The sequence below is a fragment of the Nocardia vinacea NBRC 16497 genome, from assembly GCF_000308835.1.
GTDB lineage: Bacteria > Actinomycetota > Actinomycetes > Mycobacteriales > Mycobacteriaceae > Nocardia > Nocardia vinacea.
Genome location: NZ_BAGN01000385.1, coordinates 1 through 21,869 on the forward strand (window position 1 = coordinate 1; position 21,869 = coordinate 21,869).

Genomic DNA, 21,869 nt, shown 5'->3' on the forward strand with positions numbered 1-21,869 from the left:
GGCCAGGCGGCGGGTGCTTGTTCGGCGATCGATCGGCGTAGCGGGTCCGATGTCGCTGTCGGGTCGGGGTTGAGCAGCCTCCAACTGAGTCAGCGTGTATTCGACCCTTTCGGGTTCGAAAACCTCTGCGAGCCAGTGTCGATGGGGTCGATGAGGCGTGTCTCCTTTCAAGAAGACATTGATGGGTGTTCGAGACTGTTGGCCATGGCATATCTCGTGACGATCACCGTCGCGGCGCGCCGCGCACTGCGGCGCTTGGGCACAAGGGGACCGATCAACGGACGTCACGCAGTTGCCGACGGGAGGTGTCGTCGAGTTCGTCCTCGTACCGCTCGTATTGGCGTTGCCAGCCGCTGACAACGGCCTCGCCGACTATCCCACGGCCCCGCGCTCGCTCGCGCTGCCCGATTGGGCGGCACTGACCAGGCTGGCGGACGCGCTGGTCGCCGCGTCAAGGGACAACTACCAGGGGTGGGGTGATGTCGTCGTCTTCGCAGCCTGCACCGCGACTCGGATCGGGGAAGTCTCCGGATGCCGTGTCCGCGACATCGACACCGACCAATGGATTTGGCGATTGCGCCGCCAGACCTCACCCGGGCCGGGCGGGCTGAAGGACAAGGGAACGAAAGGCAAACGCTCCCGCAGGATTCCGATCATCGAGGACATTCGCCCCTTAGTGCTCCAACGGATTCAGGCCGCCAACCGGGATCCCGACGCACGACTTTTCGTCGGCCCCGCGGCATAGTGCTGGCGGGTTCGTGTGACGACCTTCAACTCGTGATGGTTGACCACCAGGGGTGCCGGGCTGGTTGCTTGGGCGGTAGCCCGGACGGCCATGGCCGCAGCAAGGTCACGGCGGGCCGCCGAGACATCCTTCTCGACGGCTTGGCCGAGGTTCTGCCAGAGATGGAATCGGTCCGCGACCTGCAGTGCGTCCGGAGCCCCCTGCCGGGTGCCCTCGGCATAGCCGCCGGCTCGGTCTCGGCAGATGATGTGCGGTCGCGCCTGTTCGCGCAGCCAGGTGGCCAGGGCATCACCATCACGGCCTTCGAGCAGATCGACCGACTTACCAGCAACAGCCGGGACCGGAGAACAACACGCCGAACCACGGCATCACGAAGAGTGCGACAGAGCCAAGGTCAGGGATGGTCAAGTTGCCAATCGGCCGATCTACGCTGCGGTCGGGGTCACCGTGACCCGTTCCTCGATTTCGCCATCGAGATACGCCGGGTGATCTGCTCCACCACTTCTCCCTGCACAAGCGAGCCGAGGTCCAGGACTGGGGTTCGGCCGACGACGTGGAACTGGTGTTCTTTGCGACCACCCACTCGTCAAGCGCGCGGCGCCCCAAAATCAAGTAATGGTCAAGTAGTGCCCGCCGAATTGTGGGTGCCAAGATCGTCATGTCACGATAACGGCATGTCTTGCGCCGACTGCTACATCACTCCAATTTGAAGTGTCGGCGCAAGGCGAGATCCGGTTATCACCGCCGATTCGGACCTGCCTTCGCTATGAACGCCTGCGGATTGAACCATTAACTCCGGGGGGCTTCCATAGTAGACACACACCTGTCAGGAATGTAAAGATGACTGAATTTGCGAGCCCTGGTTCCCTGTTGGCTTACCTGGGTGTAGGTATCTCGCTGTATGGTGCTATCACCTATATAATAGGGATGCTTAACGATGGTACGCAGCCCAGAATTGCGTCCTGGGCGTCCTGGCTGACCGCCAACACCGTTTTCGCCGTCAAGGGCGCATATCTGGCTGCCGGGATCAATGCCATCGCGGCCTTCGTGAATGCGACGATTATCACGGTCGGCGCAAGGCGTTGGACAAATCTACGCCCAGAAGACCGGCAGAGTCACAACGTATCTGTCCGACCGCGGTTCAGGGATCAACACGGTGGCCAAAGTATTTGAGGAGGAATCGATGAATCGCATTCCGCAGGCGGTCTTCGGCGTCAGACGTATTGCTCGTTCGCTGCGTTTCTCGTAGCACGATACAACGCGTTGGACAGCAGCCTGCCGAGGGGCCGTAAACGCCGCCGTCCAAGATGCGGAGGGCGCCCCGAAGATTGTCGGCCTCATCCGCCGCCAGAAGCAGTAGTTGCTTTATGGCATCGATCCAATGTCAATATATTGTCACGGCTGGGAATCCATTCGATCATGCGGATCGGACTATGCCGTAGGACGACTGATGAAGGACGAGGTTCCATGCGGTTGCCGGAATTCCACTATCGAACCGCCGCCGAGCCGCATCCGAGGGCCGACGATCTCACTTCGAATTCGGTGCTGTGGGCCGAAGGGTTTCAACTGATCACAGATGAAGTCGTTCGCCGGAAAGTTGTCGCCGCACAATTCGGGGCATTCGGCGGGTTGACGCATGGTCCGCAAACCCCTTCGATAACCATGCAGCTCATATCAGATTTTTTCCATTGGTTATGGCTCATCGATGACATCATCATCGACAAGGCCGAAGGCGGACCTGAGATCGTCACCCCGATCGTAGAACACTTCGTAGCCGTGGCACGCTGTGCGAGGACTCCTGCCAGCGGCCCGGAACTGGCATACATCGACCTGGTACGTCGGCTGGAAGCGGAGCACGGAAGACGATCCGGTGCTCGATTCGAGCAGGCGACCATCAGATTTCTGGAAGCGTTGCCGGTGCAGAGCGCGATGCGTGCGAGCGGATCTGTTCCGGAAACCGAGCAGTACGAGGTTCTGCGCCGCGGAATATCCGGAGTGCCGATGGCGCTGACATTCGTGGAGTGCAGCTCGCGCAGATACGTATCGGACGAGGAATGGTATCGGGCCGACGTCCAACGTCTCCTCGAACTGGCAAACGATATTATTTCGTGGGTCAACGATATCTTCAGTCTGCCGATGGAACTCGAAGAGCAATTGGTATTCTGGAATTATCCGTTGATGCTGCAAGCTCGAGGCATGAGCATGTCAGCGGCGGTCACCGAAACCGGCAAACGCGCCCAACGAGCCTACGATGATTTCTGGCTGCTCGCGGAGGAAATAATTCCGGAACTCAGCCCTGCCTGCCAAGCGCTGATCCGCGGGGTGGATAGATGGATGGCTGGAAGCTATGAATGGCACCGCGTGACACCCAGATACTGGCACGCGTGGGAACATTTCACGCTCACCTGATATAGGAATTGGCATCATGACGCTACGTGCGGACCCACAGACAACTACTGATCAGCGCATGATTCCGTGCGCGCCCGCGGGACTGCCACTCTTCGGTCACGCACTGCCGGTATTGCGTGATCCATTCACGTTTCTGAATTCGCTGGCAGCCTTGGACAACGGATTGGTGCAGGTCCGCCTCGGCCCCCTGGCAGTGGTCGTCGTCTGCGATCCGGACCTCAGCAATCAGGTTCTGCGTGACGATCGCACCTTCGACAAAGGCGGACCGCTGTTCATCAGTGGTCGACGGGTAATCGGCAATAATCTGGTTACCTGTCCGCACGGCCAGCATCGCCGGCAGCGGCGCTTGGTGCAACCAACTTTTCACCGCCATCGGCTGCCGAGCTACGCACAGGCCATGTCCGATCAGGTCGAGGCCGTGGTCGGCAGGTGGACCGACGGACAAATTCTCGATGTTCCGGTGGAGATGTCGGAGATCACCACGCGAGTCGTCATGAAGACGCTGTTCTCCGGAGAACTCGGTCCGACCGACATGCAGCTGGCTCTGCACGCCGTCCCGATCATCGCCGACGGAATTCTGGCGCGAACGGTCAGGCCGGCCGTACTGGACCGGGTGCCGACGCCCGGCAACCGGCGCTACCGCAAAGCGGGCGCCAACCTGCGCGCGATGCTCGATACCTATGTCGCGAAGCGCCGTGCGGAAGAGGGTGTCGAACACGGTGACCTGCTGTCCACCCTGGTGACCACCCGGGACACCGACGGCCGGGGATTGAGCGACGCCGAAATCAGCGACCAGGTCGTGATTTTCTTCATCGCTGGCTCCGAGACGACAGCAAACGCCGTGGCGTGGGCTCTGTACTTTCTGGCCGACCATCCCGACATCGAAGAGCGCCTGCACGCCGAGGTCGACCGTGTCCTGCCAGATGGTGGCACCGCGTCTCTGGACCGGCTGCCCGAGCTGACGTTCACGGGGCAGATCATTGCCGAGGTTCTCCGCTTGTACCCGCCGGTATGGATGCTCACCCGTACCGTCACCGCCGACACCGAGCTCGGCGGATATTCGCTTTCGCGCGGAACCACCGTCATCTACAGCCCATACCTCATCCACCATCGCAGTGACCAATACCAAAACCCGGAACTTTTCGACCCCGACCGATGGAGCGACGATCAGACGCCGATTCGACGAGAGGCCTATATCCCCTTCGGCGCAGGCGCGCGCAAATGCATCGGCGACACCTTCGGCCTCACCGAAGCCACTCTCGCGCTGGCGACAATCGCTGCTCGTTGGCGACTGCGTCCTATCCCCGGCATAGACCCGCGTCCGGTGATAGGCACTGTGCTGCGCGCCCGGGATCTCCGCATGCGGCTCATCGTCCGCCATTGAATACATACGGTGCACTGTCGGTGACAATTTCCTCGGCGACCGATCACAGTCGGGCCGGCACGGTGCTGGCTCGGGCTCGGGATGCGTGCGAGCCGGTGCTGCGAGAGACAGTGGGGGCGCTGCCTGAGCCCTTGCGCCGGATGGCTGGCTACCACTTCGGGTGGTGGGATGCCGATGGAATGGCGGCCCGCGCTGACTCCGGTAAGTCGTTCCGGGCAGCCTTGGTGATCGGCGCGGCCGAAGCGTGCGGCCTACGCCTCCGCGGTGCTGTGCATGTGGCTGCCGCAGTCGAGTTGGTGCACAACTTTTCCTTGATCCACGACGATGTCATGGATGCCGACCCCACCAGGCGGGGACGACCGACCGTGTGGAAGGTCTGGGGAATTGCCGACGCGATCCTGCTCGGTGAGACCCTGCACGCCCTGGCGATGCCGGTGCTGATATCCACGCTGCCGAAGGTGATGGCGGGTGCGGCGGTCACTCGGTTGGCCGACGCCGTGGTCGAAATGTGTGCGGGCCAACACGAGGACACCGCATTCGAAACCCGCAAACAGGTAAGCGTCGAAGACTATGCGCGGATGGCCACCGGTAAGACCGCGGCACTGATGGGCGTTGCCTGTGCGCTGGGTGCCCTTCGCGCCGGCGCGGATACGCAGACCGTATCGGCGATGGACACCTTCGGCCGCGAACTCGGATTGGCTTTCCAATTCGCGGACGACCTGATCGGAATCTGGGGCGACCCCACCGTCACGGGCAAACCCGTCGGCAATGACCTGGCCCGGCGCAAGCGTTCCCTGCCCGTGGTGTCCGCGCTGGCATCGGAATGCGATGCGGCTGTCGAGTTGGCGGCACTCTACGCATCCGAAACACCAATGACCACAGCCGATGTCATTCGGGCCACAAGCTTGGTCGAGGCCGCCGGGGGCAGACGATATGCGCAACAACAGGCCGAGCGCAGGGCGTTGGTCGCGATCGAGACGCTACATGGACGATCGGACGTCGAGGACTTGGTCGCGTTGGCCAGCACTGTGGCGCATCGGAACCGGTGATGATCTTGCCCGATTCCTGGATGACTGGTGGCGTGGTGGGTCGATCGATGTCCGAACAGCCCTATCCGCGTCCAGCGTATGGCGGCACGTTCTCGGCCTGGGTCAGCGATGAGCTTCCTGTTCTTGGCTCGCGTGTCGTCCAAGGCACGCTGACTGCCTCTGCCTTCACCGGTCTGGCGAACCAGGCACTTGCCCACCTGCCGTCGGCGGCTACCAACGATCCATGCGAGGCGCGGCGACTGATCGTCGAGTTGGGGATTGTCGGTTCCTCGGTTACCAGCTACAGCCAGCGGGAGAACCTCGAGCTGGCCGACCGCGACCCTGGACGTGGCTTGGAACTACTGCGCGTCGGCGAATGGGGAACACCGTTTCGGGCCTATTTCAGCACCCTTGTCGCCCATTCGGGTACGGGACATCCGGACCGAGATGCTTATGCGTCTCTCATCCGGTGGAACGCGCCGGAAATGAGTGCATACCGGGGCAGCAGCCGCATCTGCACGCTACCCAGCGTCTTCGACGACGGTCGTATTCGCACCTATACCACCGAGATCGGCGAAACGTTGATCATCGAGCTGTTCAAGCGATGCGAAACCCTCGAGTTGGCCGCAAACCAAGCCCTGCAACCGATCTGGGCCGGTGGGGCATCCACGATGAGTAGCGATGAGCTCGCCGAGCGATTCGCTACGGCTCGACTGATGCTGGCCGGTGTTCGGCGGCTGTTGCTGGAATTCCATCGAGGCGACGAGCGTGGGACATTGTCGGTGGCTCACTTCATCGATGTCTTTCGCCAGTACGCGGTGCATTGGGATCACGATGATGTCCCGCCCAGCGGCCCGCAGGACATTCAATTCATCATGCGCGACCTGATGACCGGAATCGACCTGCCCGGCTATACCCGCCACGTCCAGCGGATCCACGCCGGATTGCTGGCGGACGAGCGACAACTGGTCACCGACGCGGCCGCACGACCCTCACTACCCAAGGTCTTGCTGGACGAGGCCGGGCTGTCCACCGTCGACGTGGCCACTGCGTCCGACTCCGAGTTGGCAAACAAGCTGCGTCGGTATCCGGCCCTCGGTGAGTGCTACCTGCTACTGGAGCTCAACGCGCGGCTGTCGGCTGCACACCTGATGGTGGCGAAGAAGTACCTTTACAAGCCCAACCGACAACGAGACGAGGACGCAGCGGCGGTCGCTGTCCCCGTCCCGAACGACAGAGGTATTACCGAGTTGACCGAGTCCGCGCTGGATGTTCTCAACCGGGTACGCCGTCGACATGTCATGGCCGGGATCGGCCGGTGGCGGGCCGCCGAAATCGCTGTGCTCTGCGGGGCGACCCTCCAGCGCGACATCTCGATGGCCGACGCCCTTGCGTTATTCGTGCCGAGGCCATGAAACCGCCGTCAACGTCGGGCCCCGATTCCCCCCGGGGCTCGACCGCGTAACACCGCGACGCGTGAAGTCGAGCAATCCATCCGACCTGTACGTCGCCTGGTGACGCCTGATCCAGCCGTCGAGCCCTGGCTGAAGACGTGTGATTCTCGTCTTGCGGGCGAGCCGGAATGCGAGCCGGAACATGACTCTTCATTCTTACTGGGTGCGGCAGTCACGGCGGACGCGTATCGGCTGGCGCGCGCCCATGCCGCCTCGCATGGGGTGGCGTATCGCGAATGTGATTGCGGCGCTGCTGGTTTCTCGGGGCGCTCGTCATCACCGCACCGTTCGTACCGGACGGGCTCTAGCCTAGGATGCTGCCCGCGCTCATGCCACTCGCGATGGTGATCGACTCACCGTAGAAATGGCGGCAGGATTCGCCGACCAAGAGCACGTTGGTATGGGGAAACCTCTTGCGGCACAATGAGATTGTCATTCGTCGATGGCGGCGAACATCGTCTGCGCCTCCTCGACGGGCTTCACCGTACCGGGACCGGCTCTACGGCAAGAACATACCGGTGTTGCTGGACAATGCGGTCGGCGCGGATCAGGTGCTTCTGTTGTTGCCCGCCGGGCCGACAAACCTGGTGCTGATAGCCAGCAGGCGGTCGACGGCGCCCGCCCAGACCTTCCCGCTGGATGTGTTCAGCTCCACCGAGCGTTCGAGCTGATCGAACGCGTTATCGAAACGCGAAGGGGTGCAGAGGAACTGGAAATTTGTCGGTTGCGTGCGGTGTTCGACCAGCCCTGCCTGGTGCCGCAATCAGAAGAGCGGCGCCGGTTCCGATTTGATCGGGCTGCGTACCGGCGACGACCTCACCGGAGACTACGTGCGCCAACCCGTCCACGAAGAGGACACTGAACAGGCGAGGCATGAGGCCCTCTGTCGGCTTCTCCCACCTGTCGTGGATGAACTCGCCTGACCGATCAGGCGGTGAAACCGAGGCGGCGGCGGGTTTTCCGGTGCCATGCCAATTCGGATGCATTCAGTGTCATCGCAAGCCCATGCCTATCCTGCTCGTAGCATCTTCGCCCCGGCCTTTGCCGGGGATGGATCCGGGACCCAGCGGTAGCCGTACCCACGGACATTCGTGATCAGTCCGGGGCGGTTCAACTTGGCACGTAGAGCGGCCATATGCACATACAGCGTCCGTGACACCCCTACGAACGCGTCGCCCCAGACGCAGTCCATCAATTGCTGACGGCTGACCGCGACACCGGGCCGCTCGATCAGGACCCGCAACAGCTCGAACTCGAGCCGTGTCAGCGTAACCATCTGCCCAGCCACTTCGACCTGCCGTGCCGCCAGATCCACGCGAACGTCTCCGGCGACGATCAGCGCACTCGATGTGGACTGCCGATGGTCGGCGCGTCGTGTGACCGCTTCCAGCCTGGCCGCCAGTTCCTCGACGCGCGCGGGTTTCGCTACATAGTCGTCGGCTCCGTTGCGCAGCCCGAGCACGATCGTGCGCTCGTCGGTTCGCGCGGCGAGGATCACGACCGGCACCGAGCTGACTTCACGCAGCTTCCGTACCACCAGCAGCCCATCCATATCCGGTAGGCAGAGGTCGAGTAGGACCGCGTCATAGCCGCGGTGTTTCAGCAGTAGGTCGGCCCCTCGACGCTTGCGATCCACCTCGTGGCCCTGGAGCTCGAGTGCCTTCGCCACGGCACCGCTGTCGTCGTCATCGTCGATCATGATCAGCCGCATATATCTCACCTTCCTGACCGTCATCTCGATGACCAGCAGGTCTGCGAATGATTTCCGCGGGGCCACTGGGTACGCAAAATGATTCCCGGCGCCGGGGTCGGGAAAAAGGACCGAATGTGCCGAAATGCGCTCCGAATGTGCCAATCTCGCTGGAAGTCGGGCGGGCGTGCACAGGCGCCGGAATGGCTACAGGTGGGTGGGGTGATGGGCCGAACACAATGCCCGTCCGAGTGAGACCTGATCGGCGCCGACCGCGGCGGTGTTTCGATTGTCACACTTAGGAATACGGACCGAACGCGCCGATGTAAGCTTCCAACGCGCCATTTTTTCCAATCAGGATTGCGTGTATATGGATGCGGTGGATTCGATCCTGATGCCCAGACTCGCCCTCGACAACGTAGGGCTGTCCGAGCAGGTGCGCCAGCGGCTTGCGCATGAGGCCGACGTGCCCGGTTGGATGCTGGCCGGCAGCGCGGCTGCCGTGCCCAGCGACCGCAGCCGGCGGGTGTGGGAACTCGTCGAGCACGAGTTGAACGACCCTCATGTCGCACTGCGTGTCGGGCTGACCCACAACCCGCTGTGTCTGGGCCTGCACGCCTATCTATTCATGACAGCGCCCACGCTGGGCGAAGGGTTCGCGACGACCGGTGCACACCTCAATACCCTTACCACCAACTTCGCCTTCGCCCTTGCCGAGGAGACTGTAGAGGAAATGACATTCGATATGGTGTCGCTCGGCGGTGAAGGACGTGGCCGAGACTTGACGATACAAGTCGGACTGGCGGGGTTGCCCGAACGCGCACGGCGCGCAACCGGCAGGGCGGTCAATCCGGTGCGGGTCCGTCTTCAACAGAAAGCGCCTCGGCGGCAGGCCGATTTCGTCGAGGCGTTCGGTACCAGCCAGGTCGATTTCGGTGCTCCGACAGACCAACTCACCTTCCGCACCGCGGATCTGGCACTGCCGCTTGTAACCGCCGACCCCATGCTGGCGGACATACTGCTTCGGTACGCGCAGACTTTGCCGACAGCGCCGCCACCGCCCACGTCGTGGTCGGACCAACTGCACCATCAATTGCTGAAGATGCTCGGCGACGGCCCTATCACCCTGGACCACGCTGCACGGAGAATGGCCACGAGCCGGCGCAGCCTGCAGCGACGACTCGCCGAGGAGGGAACTACCTGGCGGCGTGAACTCGATCGTGCCCGCTGTGCGCGAGTGGAGGACCCGAACCTGCAACTTCTGATGAGCAGGATCGAAATAGCCCGCCAAGTCGGTTATTCCGATGCCAGGGCATTCCGGCGCGCCCAGCGGCGCTGGGCGGCCGAGGACCGACAGAAGTAAGAAAAGCTAGAGAATGGATGCGGAAGACTTAGTCCTGGTGCCCAGGATTGCCCTTGACAACGCGGGGCTGACGGAAGCGGTACGCCACCGGCTTGCTCGTGCGGCCGACATACCCGATTGGATGTTGTCCAACAGCCGGGCGGCGGTACCGAGTGACCGCAGCCTGCGGGTGTGGGAACTTGTCGAGCATGAGCTGAACGACCCGCATGTCGCACTGCGGGTTGGGCGAACCCACGATCCCCGGGGCCTGGGCCTCACCGGTTATCTGTTCATGACGGCGCCCACGGTAGCCGAAGGGTTCGCTCGACAAGGTGCGTACCTCAATACCCTCACCACCTACTTCACTTTCGCCCTTGCCGAGGAGACCGAAGAGGAACTGACTTTCGACATCGGGTCACTGCGCGGTGAGGGACGTGGCCGAGATCTGACGATACAGGTCGGACTTGTAGGTTTGGCTGCCCGCGCTGCGCGGGCAACCGGTACGGCGGTCGATCCGGTTCGGGTCCGTTTGCGGCAGACCGCGCCGCGACGGCACGACCGCTTTATCGAGGCGTTCGGTACCAGCCGGGTCGATTTCGGTGCTCCGACAGACCAAATCACCTTCCGCACCGCCGATTTGGCGCTGCCACTGGCAACTTCCGACCCCGTGCTTGCGGACATCCTGCTCCGGTATGCAGAGATTGTGCCAGCAATGCCGGCACCGGCCACTACGTGGTCGGATCAATTGCATTACCTGTTGCTGAAAATGCTCGGAGACGGCCCGGTCACCCTGGACCGTGCGGCACGCAGAATGGCCACGAGTCGGCGCAGCCTGCAGCGGAGGCTCGAGGAGGAAGGAACCACTTGGCGGCGTGAACTCGACCGCGCTCGGCACGCACAACTCGAGGATCCGAGTTCGCGACTTTCTTTGAACCAGGCAGGGATGGCCCGCCGACTAGGTTATTCCGATGCCAGGGCATTCCGGCGCGCCCAGCGGCGCTGGGCGGCCGAAGACGACGGAACTATAAAGGACGACAGCTTCAAGGGACGTTAAAGAAGTCCATCGGACGTCTTCGGCTGCTTCCGGCTCGGGACATGATTCTCGAAGAGACGTGCTGCGCAGGCGCGTCCAGCTCTTGGAGGGTTCGATGTCTGCTCCCGTAGTTGCCGGTGCCCCCGGCGGAATTCCACTACTCGGTCATGCTCTGTCGCTTCGCGACGATCCCTTACCGTTCCTCGAATCGCTGCGTGACATCGGCGACATCGTGCAGATCAAGCTTGGCCCGCAACGTGCGTATGTGCTCAATTCCGCGGAACTCGCGCGTGACGTGCTCGTCGCCAAGCAACGTTGCTTCGACAAGGGCCCGCAAATCCAAGCCGCTCGTGGTCTATTGGGAGACGGCCTGATCAGCTCCGAGGGGGATGTCCACCGACGGCACCGGCTACTGATGCAGCCGGCGTTCCGCCGTGACCGGATCGCTGAGTACGCGCAGATCATGCGTGAGCAGATTGTCGAGCAGACCGATGCATGGTGTGCTGGGCAAGTCCTCGACCTGCGGGTCGAAATGACCGCGCTGACACTGGCGGTGACCGGCAAGACATTGATCTCGTCCGACCTCGGCGAAGAGCTGGTAGCGGAGATGCAGCACAGCATGCCACGGATATTCGACCTGATCCACCAGCGGCTGACCAGTCTGCCGGTGCTGAACAGGCTCCCGCTCGCACGCAACCGGGAATACGCGGCACTGCTTGCGAGGCTGCACCCGATGATCGACAAGGTCGTCGCCGAGTATCGCGGTAGCGACACCGGCGAACCCGACCTACTTGCCATGCTGTTCGACGCGCGCGACGCCGAGACTGGAAAAGCAATGTCGCACAAGGAGATCCACGACCAGATCATGGCGATCCTGATGGCGGGATCGGAGACCACGGCGGCAGCGTTGTCGTGGGTGTTCCACGTGCTGACCGAGCATCCGGACATCGAGGGGCGGCTGCATGCCGAGGTGGACCGGGTGCTCGACGGGCGGCCCGCCGAGTATGCCGACGCAAGGCAGCTGACCTACACCGCCCAGGTGATCAGCGAGGTGCTGCGTTGCTACCCGCCTGCTTGGATAATCACCCGCCGTGCCACCGAGGAGGTAGAACTCACGGGACACCGGATTCCCGCCGGCGCATCGGTGATCATCAGTCCGTATGTGGTGCAACGAGATCCGCGGCTGTTCGCCGATCCGAACACGTTCGACCCGGATCGATGGTCACCGGAGCGGGCCGGTCAGATCCACCGCGATTCGATACTGCAGTTCGGCGGCGGTGCTCGTAAATGCATCGGCGACGTCTTCGGGGTCATCGAGGCCACGTTGGCGCTCGCGACGATCGCAGCCCGGTGGCGCTTGATCGCCACGCCAGGAGTGACGGTCGAGAAGGTTGCCAGAACCACGTTCACCCCACGCAACCTGCTCCTGACCCTCGAGAAACGCCACGCCTGAGTGCGGGGAGGATCCGCGGGGGTCGGCGCTCGCAAACGCCGACCCCGACGCGGTCGTATGCTTCGCTCATACGTGAATCGGCCTGAACGACAGCCGATTACGTCGCCGTGGCGGATTCCGCGTCCAGATCTTGGTGCTGTGCGCGGTCGCGGAGCCGGTCGATTTCCGCGCGAAGTTCGACGATCTGCCGTTGCAGGGCTTGAATGCAGACCAGGGCGACACCGCTCGCATCTACGTTGTAGATCACTTTGTCGCTATCGCCGAGGCCGAAGGCGGCTTTCCAATCCTGGGCCATCGGCCCCAGATGGCGCACGTCAGGCGGTTCCCATTCGTACCGCCAAGTGCTGATCGGCAGTTTCACGACTTCCCCGAGGACATCGTGCCCGTTCATCGGGTGGCCCAGCGTCGGCTCGCTCACGGAATCGGACGGGATCTGCGGGGCCGGCGCCCGACCACGCCGACCCCGATGTAGACCGAACACTCTCAGCGGTCCCACATCACCATGGCGAAATCGCGCTTTATCGACCTATCGCTATCGACGATCGCGCTGGCGACACCGGTCGCGACGGTGGCCAGTCCCGTGCCCGCCGCGGCAATAACGGCGATCCGGGCAACCGTGGTCAAGCTCGCAATCTTCGCGGTGATCATCTTCATCGTCGTTTCCTTCCTGTTGGGGATCCAGGCCAGGCCCGGCGGATCCGTTTCTCCAGCACCGGCAATTGTGTGTTCCACGCATTGGGTGCCGCCAGTCGGGGAATAGCTCTTGACCTTCTCTTAAAAGAGGCGAATGCACGCTCATACCCAGCGGCGACACCGCCGAGGCGCGGCGAGTTCCCAGTCGATGGAAGTCGCGCATCCGCGCACTGTGGCCCTCACGCTTCTGAGGCGTCCTTGACGCACCGATCGTCGGCTCTCCCACTGGTGACCGCCCGCCGCGACAACCGGAACTCCTACCCGCCGAAGGTGATCGGTAGGGAGTCCGGCCCGTGGATCATGGCGAGATGAGGCCGCCAGTGGACGGGGCCGGTCACTGCGGGGGGCCCGAGGCGATTGACCAGAGCGGTCAATCCTTCGGCCATTTCCAAGTGTGCCAGGGCCACGCCGATGCAGTGGTAGGTGCCACCGCCGAAGACGAGTTCGCGTGGTTGAGGAGTTCGGCGGATGTCGAAGCAGGTGGGGTTCTCGAATACGCGTGGGTCGCGGTTGGCGGCTGGGATGCAGCTGAATACGACGCTGTCCGCGGAGAAGTCCAGGCCGCCCAGGGAACAATCGATATTGGCGAACCGCTGGATCATTCGTGCCTGTGGCGTCCAGCGGAAGATCTCCGCGACGGCGTGTGGTACCAGGCTCGGGTCGGCACGCAGGAGTTCCCACTGATCGGGGTGTTCGCTGAAGGCGACGAGTGCCCGTCCGAGTTGGCGCGAGGTGGTGTCTTGGCCTGCCCAGACCAGGAGCAGGACGAGATTGTGCAGCTCCGCGGCGCTGAGTGAGCCTCCGTCGGACTGCGCGGCGATCAGGGCGGAGATGAGATCGGTGCCGGGCGCTGCCCGGCGGCGCGTGATGAGCGACGCTATGTAGGTACTCATCTCGGTGACCGCGTGATCGACTCTGGCCAACACCTCGCCATCGAGTCCGCCGGTCGCGAACGCGAGACCGATATCTGCTGACCATCCATGGAACTGGTCGTAGTCCTCGGTCGGCACGCCGAGCAGCTCACATATCACCAGGGCAGGCAGCGGGTCGGCGAAGGCCGAGACGAAGTCGAGCGATACCTGTTCAGCGATCTGGTCGGCAAGACGGGCCGCGGTCGTTCGGGTGAATGGGCGGAGGTTCTCGACGACGCGGGGGGTGAACGCTTTGCCGACCAACCCGCGCAGGCGGGTGTGGCTGTCGTCGTCCACGCTCATCAAGGTGTTCATCCACCAATGGAACAGTGGGCCTTCGGTGATGCCGTGCAGCGCCATGTAGGCCTCGCCGCCGAGCCGGAACCGGGAATCCCTGAGCAGCGCGGATACTTCCCGATGCCGTAATGCGATCGGCCCGATAGGGCTGTCGGCGTACCAGTTCTGCTCTCGTGCCCGCGCTACTTCGGGACTGTCGAAGTCGAACTGCGGGTTGAAGATGTCGAGAAAGGCGGCGGAGGTCAGGTCTGTTGTCATCTCGACTCCCCATGATGGGTTGTTTCTGCGGCTGCGGTTACTTGGATGTACTCGAAGATCGCCCCGTCCGGGTTGCGTGCGATCAGCCGGTCGCCGTTGGGACCGGGAGCCGGGCCTTCCAGGATCTGGCCGCCTGCGCGTTCGATCTCATCGATAACCGGGGTGATCTGTTTGACCAGCAACGTCGCCGTCCGGTTCGCGTATGCGGCGGCGTCTGGGCCCGCGAGCAGCAGAAAGGGGCCGATGCTTGCGAGTTCCACACCGGCGAAACCGAACCGGTTGACCTTCTCGGAGCCGGAGAGGCCCTGGTAGAGCGGGATGGCTTGGTCGAGGTCGGCGACGACGACCCTGGCTATCACTGCGGTGATGTTGGACATGGGCGGCTTACCAGGTGACCGGTAAGGCGCGAACCCCGTAGGTGACGTTGGACCGCCGGAAGGGGATGTCGTCGACCGGGGCGGCCAGTCGGAGGGTGGGGAATCGGCGCAGCAAGACTGGGAAGGCGATGCGCATTTCGAGGCGGGCCAGTGATTTGCCGATGCAGTGGTGCAGGCCGTGGCCGTAGGCGAGGTGGGTGCGGGGCGCCCTGGCGAGGTCGAGGCGGTCCGGGTCGGGGAACCGGGTCGCGTCGCGGTTGGCCGACGGTATCGACACCAGCACTTGTTCCCCTCTGCGGATCAAGGTTCCGTTGATGATGACGTCTTGGGTGGCGGTCCTGATCTCTCCGTGTTGGGGGATGGATACGTAGCGTACGAGTTCGTCGATCGCGTCGTCGGTATCCACGTGCCCGTCGCGCAGCATCGCGAGTTGGTCGGGGTGCTGCAGGAGCGCGAGGGTGCCGATGCCGAGCATGTTCGCAGTTGTCTCGTGGCCGGCCACGAGCAGCAGATTGCCGATGCCGACAAGTTCCTCGTCGGTGACGCTGTCACGGTATTCGGTGATGATCCGACCCAGCACAGTGTCGCCAGGGTCGGTACGGGTTCGGGTTACCAGTTCACGCATTCCGGAGCGGAGGGCGTCGCGTGCCGGAATCAGCGTCTCCAGGTCCGACATGACATCGGTCATGATCGCGGTGAGTCCGGCGAAGTCGAATTCCTCGTCGGCGGGTATGCCCAGCATGTCGCGGATGATGCCCGATGGCACCGGCAGCGCGTAGGTGTCGATGAGATCGACGGGAGGCCCAGCGGCCGCCATCGCGTCCAGACAGGTGTCGACGACTTCTTCGACCATCGGTCGCAGCCGCGACATCCGTGCCGCGGTGAACTCCCCTGCCACCATCTGGCGTAGCCGAGTGTGCTCGGGTGGGTCGCATTCGATGAACGTGCCCGGTTGTCGGGAGCGCAGTTCCTCGGCGAGCGTGCGGTTCTCGGGTTCGGGTAGCACGATGCCCAGCGGGGTGAGTTCGCTGCTGAAGTGCGGATCGCCGAGCGCTTGCCGGGCGTCGTCGAACCGCGTGACCAGCCACACCCAGTCCGCACTGTTGAGCTGTACACGGACGATCGGTTCCTCGGCGCGCAGCCGGGTGAATTCCTGATCGGGATCGATGGGGCTGCTCGGATCACGGCGGTACGGCAGTGGGAGCGTGGAATTCGCGGTCACGACGTCGGCTTCCCGTCTTCGGCTGGTACGTGGGTGCCCCATCGGCAGCTGCGCTCGCCGAGTTCATGCTCTACCGCGATACCGAGGTGATCGGCCGTGCGGTGGTGCAGGTCGACACAGAATTCGCACGGACGCGCGAGTGTCAGCTCGACCCCTTGCCGCTGTGCGCGTTCCCGGTAGTCGTAGATGCCGCAACGATGGACCTCGAGACCGAACTGGTCGGGGTCCTGTGTGCAGGTCGTCTCCGAGTCGTAGACCTCCAGCATGGTCGCCAGGCCGACCAAAAGGTCGCGGGCATGACCGGCGCGGTCCGGCAGGCGCTTACGGGTGGCCTCGGCATTGATGGCCGCCACATGCTCTGTCCACTGTGGTAGTGCTGCGGGGCCGAGAAACCGCTCGATGGCGGCCTGGGTGCGAAAGTAGACGCCGAGCACGAACTGCGTCTTCTCGGCATCGGACATCGGATCGGTGAGGGCCATAGTGAATCAGCTTCCTTCTCTGGCCTTGGTCAGCTGGGCGGGCCGCAACCCGGTAACGGCTTCGATATCGGCGAGCGTCGCCGCGACCACGGCGTCGATGGGGGGTGGCAGCCGATCCCACATGCCGCTGTCATCGAGGTCCAGCACACGCGACAGCTTCCACCCGACATAAGACCCCTGCGCGGCCAGCGGCGGCAGCGTGTCCACCGTCGCCACGGCGAAACGGTGCCCATCGAACAGGGGGCCGAGCCGCTGGGTCGCCGCCGCGGTCCACGCCTTATCCGGCTCCCGATCGGTGGTGACCAGACACACGACGTCGATTCCGCGATGGACCAGCATGTAGTTCAATACCGACGGCCCATCGTTGTCGCTCCACAGCACCGCTTCGAAGTCCTCCTGCCGTACCCCGTCGCCCGCGAGCCGCAATACGTCCTGCTCGCGTCCCAGTGTCCGCACCACCGGCGTCGCGAGCCCGCACATGCAGGGGATGCCGGTCACTTCGACGAGATCGCCGGTCCGATACCGCACCAAAGGTCTTGCCGGTAAATCCAGTGTGGTGACCACCAATTCGCCTGTATCGCCGACGGCGCCGTCCACCAACCGGGTGGCCCGCTCGTCATGGAGTTCGAACACAAAACTCTGCGTCTGAAGGTGCAGACGTCCCATTTCACATGTCACCGCGGTCGTCCCGGTTTCGGATGAGCCATAGCAGCCGACATATGCCTTCGCCCCGGTGAGTTTCTCGAGGTGGCGCAAGAAGTCGGGACCGGTCTGTTCGGCCATCAGCAACAGTTGGTCGAAACGCGGCATCAGCACACCGCGGCGTAGCGCGAAATGTAGCAATTCGAGCAGCCGTGACGCAGATCCCACATAGGTGTTCACCGAAAGCTCACGGGTCAACCGCAAAACACGGGTGTAGTCTCCCGTAACGTTGTCGACCCACAGCCGTACCGACATCACACCCAGATACTCGAGTACTTTCTCGAACTGATAACCAGCCGGCGCGAACGGACCATTGATCAAAATCAGCGCCGAATCCCCCGGACCGATCAGACGCGCCCACATCTCCCCGATATTTACCGTATTCACGACAAGATCGTCGGCCGCCTTCGGCGCCGCCACCGGGTCACCCGTGGTGCCCGACGATTCGTAGTAATGCACGAAACTGTCGATCTGTCGCGTGAGAGCATCGCGGGAACGTTTCCGCAGCTCGCCCCGGCCGAGCATCGGGAGGCTGGAGAACGTTTCATACAGTAGTTCCTCGGCCGGAATCCGCCTGGCCTGCGAGATAACCGTGTCATCACGCCATTCACTCAAAGAGTCCGCGTACAACTTCGAATGAGCCGCCGCCGCAAGGGTGTCCACCAGCTTCCTTGCCTGCAGTGCACGCAGGTCGCCACGCCCGGCATGAACATCCCGGATGGTTGCCAAGTGACATTCCGCCAACGCGACCATGCCGGCGCGAGCACCATCGTCGCGTAGCAACAGCATCGCTTACCTTCCGACCTCGAAACCGATAGCGAGGACGGTAGACCATCGGAAATCCCGAAACAATGCTCAATCGTGAATGAAACAGATACCAGAAACCCGCAAATCCCCAGGTGGAGGCCGCAATACACGCCCAACGTCCTCGGTGCACACGAGGGATTTCTTAGCTTGCTCTTTAACTACGGGCACCGTGCTCCCAGCCGACGTTGTCGCATTCGCACGAGGTCGGAGCGTTGAAAATCATTCAAATTCTCGGGTAGCGCATCGGGCTGAGGTGACTCCAGCTCGCGCTTAGGTCGAAGAATGCAGGCGAGTATGTAAATTCCCGGCTACGGAAAATCTTAAGAGAGTTTCAAGTTACGTTCCCCGGCTGGCACGCGGATTGCGCGCAACACACAATTCCAGTGTCGGAGAATCAGAATCCGCAGGCCACCATATGCGGACCAACGTCAAGGAGAACATCATGGGCATCAAACGTCTGGCCGCCTCGGTGGCGGCAATCGGCACCCTGGTCCTCAGCAACATCCTGTTCCAGGAAGCTGTCGCCGCAGCGGCGATAACCAAGTTCTGAGCGACAGCCGGTCTCCGTGCCCCCTCCATAGGGGGCCGGCCATCGTCGGCGACGATCTTTCGTCGGTGCCCTCCCTATCGCCTTCCAGTGGTTGTCTTCCGGTGGGCCCGCGTTGACGACAGCGTCGGTGGTAGGTGCGTCCGATGCAGCCGACGATCGCCGATCGCAGATCCTTGCGGGTGGGCCAGCGACGGCGGTCGAGCACGTTGCGTTGTATGGATCGTTCAGTCGCTCAGCAGGATTCGTTGTGGACAAGATCAGGTCTTGCTCGTCCGAACATTTGACGTTTGGTCATCTTGAAAGTCACGTGGAACCTGCCTGGGCGATGATGTCGAGCAGGTTTTGGGGCACCCTTTCGGTTCTATCTCGCCGTATCCGAGGTTGGTGGCCCCAGGGAAACGGCCGGTCGGCTGCGATTTTCGCGCTGACCGGCCGTTTTCATGCAATATCGTCGCCGGTTTCGCCGCACCCAGCCTGCGGTTGCAGTATGTGGCGGGTGCGCGTACTGCATCCGCAGTACGCGTAACGGCCTCCACTCGCACGATGCCGATTACAGAGCCGTCGAACGACCATGGCGGCATGGCGAAATTCCTGTACCGGCTCGGTCGGTTCGCGTTCGAGAAGCGGCGACTGGTTGTGCTGCTCTGGCTGGGAGTTATGGCGGCGTTGGTGGCCGGGGCAGCCAATGCGCCGACGGCCCCGACGGATACGTTCTCGATCCCGGGCACTGAATCCCAACAGGCGTTCGACTTGCTCGGCGAACGCTTCCCCGGCACCAAATCCGATGGCGCACAAGCACGAATCGTGTTCGTAGCACCCGACGGCCAGCAAATCAGTTCCGAACAGAACAAGGCGGCGGTCGAGCAGATCGTCGCGGACGTCGCGCGCGGTGCGCAGGTGAAGGGCGTACTCGACCCGTTCCAGACCGGTGCGGTCAGTAAGAACGGCACCACCGCCTACGCGACCGTGAGCTACGGCGTGACCAGCGACAGCCTCAGCGACGCCAGCAAGACCGCGCTCACCGACGCGGTCGATACCGGAAAGGCCGCCGGGGTCACCGTGGAGATCGGCGGGTCCGCGCTGCAGGCCAAGCCGGAAATGGGTGGCGCCACCGAGGCCATCGGCATCGCCATCGCGGCCGTGGTACTGATGGTCACCTTCGGTGCGTTCGCGGCCGCCGGCCTGCCATTGCTGACCGCGCTGGTCGGGATCGGCGTCGGTATCGCCGCGATCGTGGCGATCGGCATGTCGACCACGACAACGACTCTCGCGATGATGCTCGGGCTCGCGGTCGGTATCGATTACGCGCTGTTCATCGTGTCCCGGTACCGGACCGAACGTGCCGAGGGATACAGCGCCGAGGAAGCAGCGGGCCGGGCCGTCGGCACCGCTGGATCCGCAGTGGTCTTCGCCGGACTCACTGTGGTCATCGCGCTGGCCGGACTGGCCGTCGTCGGTATCCCCGTCCTCACCAAGATGGGTCTGGCCGCTGCGGGCACCGTCGCCGTAGCCGTGACGATCGCGCTGACGCTGCTGCCCGCGCTGCTCGGATTCTTCCAGCGGGCGGTTATGCCGCGAGCGTTCCGCAAGGCACAGGCCGATGATGCGCAGCCATCGGTTGACGGAAATGTACTGGTGCCCAACCCGATTCAAGCGACGAAACCCAATAGGGGCACTCGCTGGGCCACATTCGTCGTGCGCCGCCCGGTGGCAGTACTGCTGATCGGCCTCGTCGGTTTGGGTGTACTGGCCTTGCCGGTGCGGAGCCTCGAACTGGGTATGCCCGGCGACGAATCGCAGTCGACCTCGACAACTCAGCGCCGCGCCTACGACGCGCTGGCCGAGGGGTTCGGCCCCGGCTTCAACGGGCCGCTCACCGTGGCCGTGGATGTCAAGGGCGTCAGCGACCCGAAGGCCGCGGTGGAGCAGGCGAGCAGGACTCTGGCGGGGACCGAGGGCGTCGTCTCGGTAGCGCCCGCGATATTCAACCAGGCAGGTGACGCTGCCATACTCACCGTGGTGCCCGCTACTGGTCCGTCGTCCACCGAGACCAAAGATCTCGTGCACGCACTGCGCGGTGAGGCAGGCGATCTGAAGGCAGCCACCGGTGCGACCATGCTGGTCACCGGCGCGACCGCGATGAATATCGACGTCTCGCAGAAGTTGGCCGACGCACTGTTGCCCTATCTCGCGGTGGTGGTCGGGCTGGCGATCCTGTTGCTGATGGTCGTATTCCGTTCGATCGCGGTCCCGATCAAGGCAGCACTCGGCTTCCTGCTCTCGGTGGGTGCGGCCTTCGGTGTGATCGTCGCGGTGTTCCAGTGGGGCTGGCTCGCCGATCTCATCGGAGTCCAGCAGACCGGACCCGTGATGAGCATGATGCCGATCTTCCTGATCGGCGTGGTGTTCGGACTCGCGATGGATTACGAGGTCTTCCTCGTCACCCGGATGCGTGAGGCCTTCGCCCACGGGGAGAGCGCGATCGACGCTATAGTCACCGGATTCCGGCACAGCGGCCGGGTGGTGGTGGCCGCTGCGGCCATCATGATCGCGGTGTTCGCCGGGTTCATCGGCGGCGGCGAACCGATGATCAAGATGATGGGCCTCGGGCTGGCGGCGGCGGTCTTCTTCGACGCCTTCATCGTCCGGATGACGCTGGTCCCGGCGGTGCTCGCGCTGCTCGGCGACAAGGCCTGGTGGCTGCCGCGGTGGCTGGCGAAGATCCTGCCGAACGTGGACGTGGAGGGCGAGAGCTTGAACCGCATCGAGGCCGTCGAACCGGTGCGGGAACTCGAATCGGCCCGCGCCTGAATGGAAACGCACTGGTAGGCCGTCTCAGGTGGGCGGCCTACCGGTGACTTCGGTACCTGGCGATTAGGGTTCTCGACGACAAGGAGGAACGCACATGACCGCCGAATGGTCGCAATGGCCGCGTCGGCATCGCCGTGCCGTCGATGTGGTCATCGCCGTTCTGCTGTGTGCGCTGGCCACCTATGCGAGCCGGTTGGCCGACGCAGGCCACGAAGGTCCGGTTG

The 21,869-nt window shown here is 63.3% G+C and carries 19 protein-coding genes and 2 pseudogenes; 11 read left to right on the plus strand and 10 right to left on the minus strand.

Going from position 1 to position 21,869, the window contains the following annotated elements:
• Positions 1 to 292: 292 nt before the first annotated feature.
• Complete coding sequence (locus ON44_RS35785) at positions 293 to 745, plus strand: site-specific integrase (protein WP_051182800.1); 453 nt, start codon at positions 293 to 295, stop codon at positions 743 to 745.
• On the opposite strand, the pseudogene ON44_RS53580 reads toward ON44_RS35785, so the two are convergent.
• Positions 691 to 1,059: pseudogene (locus tag ON44_RS53580) on the minus strand (transposase); the annotation flags it as partial. The gene ON44_RS35785 and the pseudogene ON44_RS53580 sit on opposite strands and share 55 nt — an antisense overlap.
• 526 nt (positions 1,060 to 1,585) lie before the next feature.
• On the opposite strand from ON44_RS53580, the gene ON44_RS50850 reads away from it, so the two are divergent.
• From ON44_RS50850 to ON44_RS51460, 6 genes are all read left to right on the plus strand, one after another.
• Positions 1,586 to 1,918, plus strand: a complete 333-nt coding sequence (locus tag ON44_RS50850; protein WP_157187453.1) for a hypothetical protein — start codon at positions 1,586 to 1,588, stop codon at positions 1,916 to 1,918.
• Positions 1,919 to 2,212: 294 nt separating this feature from the next.
• A complete protein-coding gene (locus ON44_RS35790) occupies positions 2,213 to 3,154 on the plus strand; it encodes a terpene synthase family protein (protein WP_040698850.1) in 942 nt (313 codons plus the stop codon).
• A 16-nt stretch (positions 3,155 to 3,170) separates the two neighbouring features.
• Complete coding sequence (locus tag ON44_RS35795) at positions 3,171 to 4,538, plus strand: cytochrome P450 (RefSeq protein WP_083898345.1); 1,368 nt, start codon at positions 3,171 to 3,173, stop codon at positions 4,536 to 4,538.
• Positions 4,539 to 4,552: 14 nt separating this feature from the next.
• Positions 4,553 to 5,587: a geranylgeranyl diphosphate synthase IdsB gene (gene idsB / locus ON44_RS35800; protein WP_040698868.1), complete on the plus strand. Its 1,035-nt coding sequence runs from the start codon at positions 4,553 to 4,555 to the stop codon at positions 5,585 to 5,587.
• A 47-nt stretch (positions 5,588 to 5,634) separates the two neighbouring features.
• Positions 5,635 to 6,981 carry a hypothetical protein gene (locus tag ON44_RS35805; RefSeq protein WP_157187454.1) on the plus strand — a complete coding sequence of 449 codons (1,347 nt, stop codon included), beginning with the start codon at positions 5,635 to 5,637 and terminating at the stop codon, positions 6,979 to 6,981.
• Between the two features lie 557 nt (positions 6,982 to 7,538).
• Positions 7,539 to 7,691, plus strand: a complete 153-nt coding sequence (locus tag ON44_RS51460) for a hypothetical protein (protein ID WP_169338136.1) — start codon at positions 7,539 to 7,541, stop codon at positions 7,689 to 7,691.
• Positions 7,692 to 8,029: 338 nt separating this feature from the next.
• Here the strand turns inward: ON44_RS51460 and ON44_RS35815 are convergent, their stop codons facing one another.
• Complete coding sequence (locus ON44_RS35815) at positions 8,030 to 8,731, minus strand: response regulator transcription factor (protein ID WP_051182804.1); 702 nt, start codon at positions 8,729 to 8,731, stop codon at positions 8,030 to 8,032.
• Between the two features lie 349 nt (positions 8,732 to 9,080).
• On the opposite strand from ON44_RS35815, the gene ON44_RS35820 reads away from it, so the two are divergent.
• From ON44_RS35820 to ON44_RS35830, 3 genes are all read left to right on the plus strand, one after another.
• Entirely contained in the window at positions 9,081 to 10,073 is a 993-nt protein-coding gene (locus ON44_RS35820; RefSeq protein ID WP_040698854.1) for an AraC family transcriptional regulator ligand-binding domain-containing protein, read from the plus strand.
• Positions 10,074 to 10,086: 13 nt separating this feature from the next.
• Positions 10,087 to 11,106, plus strand: a complete 1,020-nt coding sequence (locus ON44_RS35825; protein WP_063721683.1) for an AraC family transcriptional regulator ligand-binding domain-containing protein — start codon at positions 10,087 to 10,089, stop codon at positions 11,104 to 11,106.
• A 94-nt stretch (positions 11,107 to 11,200) separates the two neighbouring features.
• Entirely contained in the window at positions 11,201 to 12,538 is a 1,338-nt protein-coding gene (locus ON44_RS35830; RefSeq protein WP_040698873.1) for a cytochrome P450, read from the plus strand.
• A gap of 97 nt (positions 12,539 to 12,635) precedes the next feature.
• Here ON44_RS35830 and ON44_RS47305 read toward each other — a convergent pair whose 3' ends face one another.
• The 8 genes and pseudogenes from ON44_RS47305 to ON44_RS54235 all read right to left on the minus strand — a co-directional run.
• Complete coding sequence (locus tag ON44_RS47305; RefSeq protein ID WP_157187455.1) at positions 12,636 to 12,956, minus strand: tail fiber domain-containing protein; 321 nt, start codon at positions 12,954 to 12,956, stop codon at positions 12,636 to 12,638.
• 65 nt (positions 12,957 to 13,021) lie between these two features.
• Positions 13,022 to 13,192 carry a hypothetical protein gene (locus tag ON44_RS50855; RefSeq protein ID WP_157187456.1) on the minus strand — a complete coding sequence of 57 codons (171 nt, stop codon included), beginning with the start codon at positions 13,190 to 13,192 and terminating at the stop codon, positions 13,022 to 13,024.
• A gap of 296 nt (positions 13,193 to 13,488) precedes the next feature.
• Entirely contained in the window at positions 13,489 to 14,697 is a 1,209-nt protein-coding gene (locus ON44_RS35840) for a cytochrome P450 (protein ID WP_040698855.1), read from the minus strand.
• Positions 14,694 to 15,074, minus strand: a complete 381-nt coding sequence (locus ON44_RS35845; RefSeq protein WP_040698857.1) for a VOC family protein — start codon at positions 15,072 to 15,074, stop codon at positions 14,694 to 14,696. The genes ON44_RS35840 and ON44_RS35845 overlap by 4 nt, the downstream gene beginning before the upstream one ends.
• Positions 15,075 to 15,081: 7 nt before the next feature.
• On the minus strand, positions 15,082 to 16,296 hold the full coding sequence (locus tag ON44_RS35850) for a cytochrome P450 (protein WP_040698858.1): 1,215 nt from the start codon (positions 16,294 to 16,296) through the stop codon (positions 15,082 to 15,084).
• Positions 16,293 to 16,775 (minus strand): hypothetical protein, encoded by a 483-nt coding sequence (locus ON44_RS35855; RefSeq protein WP_040698859.1) that lies wholly within the window; start codon positions 16,773 to 16,775, stop codon positions 16,293 to 16,295. Before ON44_RS35855 ends, ON44_RS35850 begins: the two co-directional genes overlap by 4 nt.
• Before the next feature lie 6 nt (positions 16,776 to 16,781).
• Positions 16,782 to 18,266 (minus strand): phenylacetate--CoA ligase family protein, encoded by a 1,485-nt coding sequence (locus tag ON44_RS35860; RefSeq protein WP_040698861.1) that lies wholly within the window; start codon positions 18,264 to 18,266, stop codon positions 16,782 to 16,784.
• Positions 18,267 to 18,916: 650 nt separating this feature from the next.
• Positions 18,917 to 19,051: pseudogene (locus ON44_RS54235) on the minus strand (IS3 family transposase); the annotation flags it as partial.
• A 362-nt stretch (positions 19,052 to 19,413) separates the two neighbouring features.
• Between ON44_RS54235 and ON44_RS35865 the strand changes: the two are divergent.
• The gene (locus tag ON44_RS35865) at positions 19,414 to 21,645 is read left to right on the plus strand and encodes an MMPL family transporter (RefSeq protein ID WP_040698863.1); all 2,232 of its coding nucleotides are present in this window, start codon (positions 19,414 to 19,416) and stop codon (positions 21,643 to 21,645) included.
• Positions 21,646 to 21,869: the final 224 nt, after the last annotated feature.

What these genes read in the sequence shown, in the direction of transcription:
- ON44_RS50850 (WP_157187453.1), top strand. Translation starts at nt 1,586, where the DNA reads ATGACTGAATTTGCGAGCCCTGGTTCCCTGTTGGCTTACCTGGGTGTA.
- ON44_RS35790 (WP_040698850.1), top strand. Translation starts at nt 2,213, where the DNA reads ATGCGGTTGCCGGAATTCCACTATCGAACCGCCGCCGAGCCGCATCCG.
- ON44_RS35795 (WP_083898345.1), top strand. Translation starts at nt 3,171, where the DNA reads ATGACGCTACGTGCGGACCCACAGACAACTACTGATCAGCGCATGATT.
- ON44_RS35805 (WP_157187454.1), top strand. Translation starts at nt 5,635, where the DNA reads ATGTCCGAACAGCCCTATCCGCGTCCAGCGTATGGCGGCACGTTCTCG.
- ON44_RS35815 (WP_051182804.1), bottom strand. Translation starts at nt 8,731, where the DNA reads ATGCGGCTGATCATGATCGACGATGACGACGACAGCGGTGCCGTGGCG.
- ON44_RS35820 (WP_040698854.1), top strand. Translation starts at nt 9,081, where the DNA reads ATGGATGCGGTGGATTCGATCCTGATGCCCAGACTCGCCCTCGACAAC.
- ON44_RS35825 (WP_063721683.1), top strand. Translation starts at nt 10,087, where the DNA reads ATGGATGCGGAAGACTTAGTCCTGGTGCCCAGGATTGCCCTTGACAAC.
- ON44_RS35830 (WP_040698873.1), top strand. Translation starts at nt 11,201, where the DNA reads ATGTCTGCTCCCGTAGTTGCCGGTGCCCCCGGCGGAATTCCACTACTC.
- ON44_RS50855 (WP_157187456.1), bottom strand. Translation starts at nt 13,192, where the DNA reads ATGAAGATGATCACCGCGAAGATTGCGAGCTTGACCACGGTTGCCCGG.
- ON44_RS35840 (WP_040698855.1), bottom strand. Translation starts at nt 14,697, where the DNA reads ATGACAACAGACCTGACCTCCGCCGCCTTTCTCGACATCTTCAACCCG.
- ON44_RS35845 (WP_040698857.1), bottom strand. Translation starts at nt 15,074, where the DNA reads ATGTCCAACATCACCGCAGTGATAGCCAGGGTCGTCGTCGCCGACCTC.
- ON44_RS35855 (WP_040698859.1), bottom strand. Translation starts at nt 16,775, where the DNA reads ATGGCCCTCACCGATCCGATGTCCGATGCCGAGAAGACGCAGTTCGTG.
- ON44_RS35860 (WP_040698861.1), bottom strand. Translation starts at nt 18,266, where the DNA reads ATGCTGTTGCTACGCGACGATGGTGCTCGCGCCGGCATGGTCGCGTTG.
- ON44_RS35865 (WP_040698863.1), top strand. Translation starts at nt 19,414, where the DNA reads ATGGCGAAATTCCTGTACCGGCTCGGTCGGTTCGCGTTCGAGAAGCGG.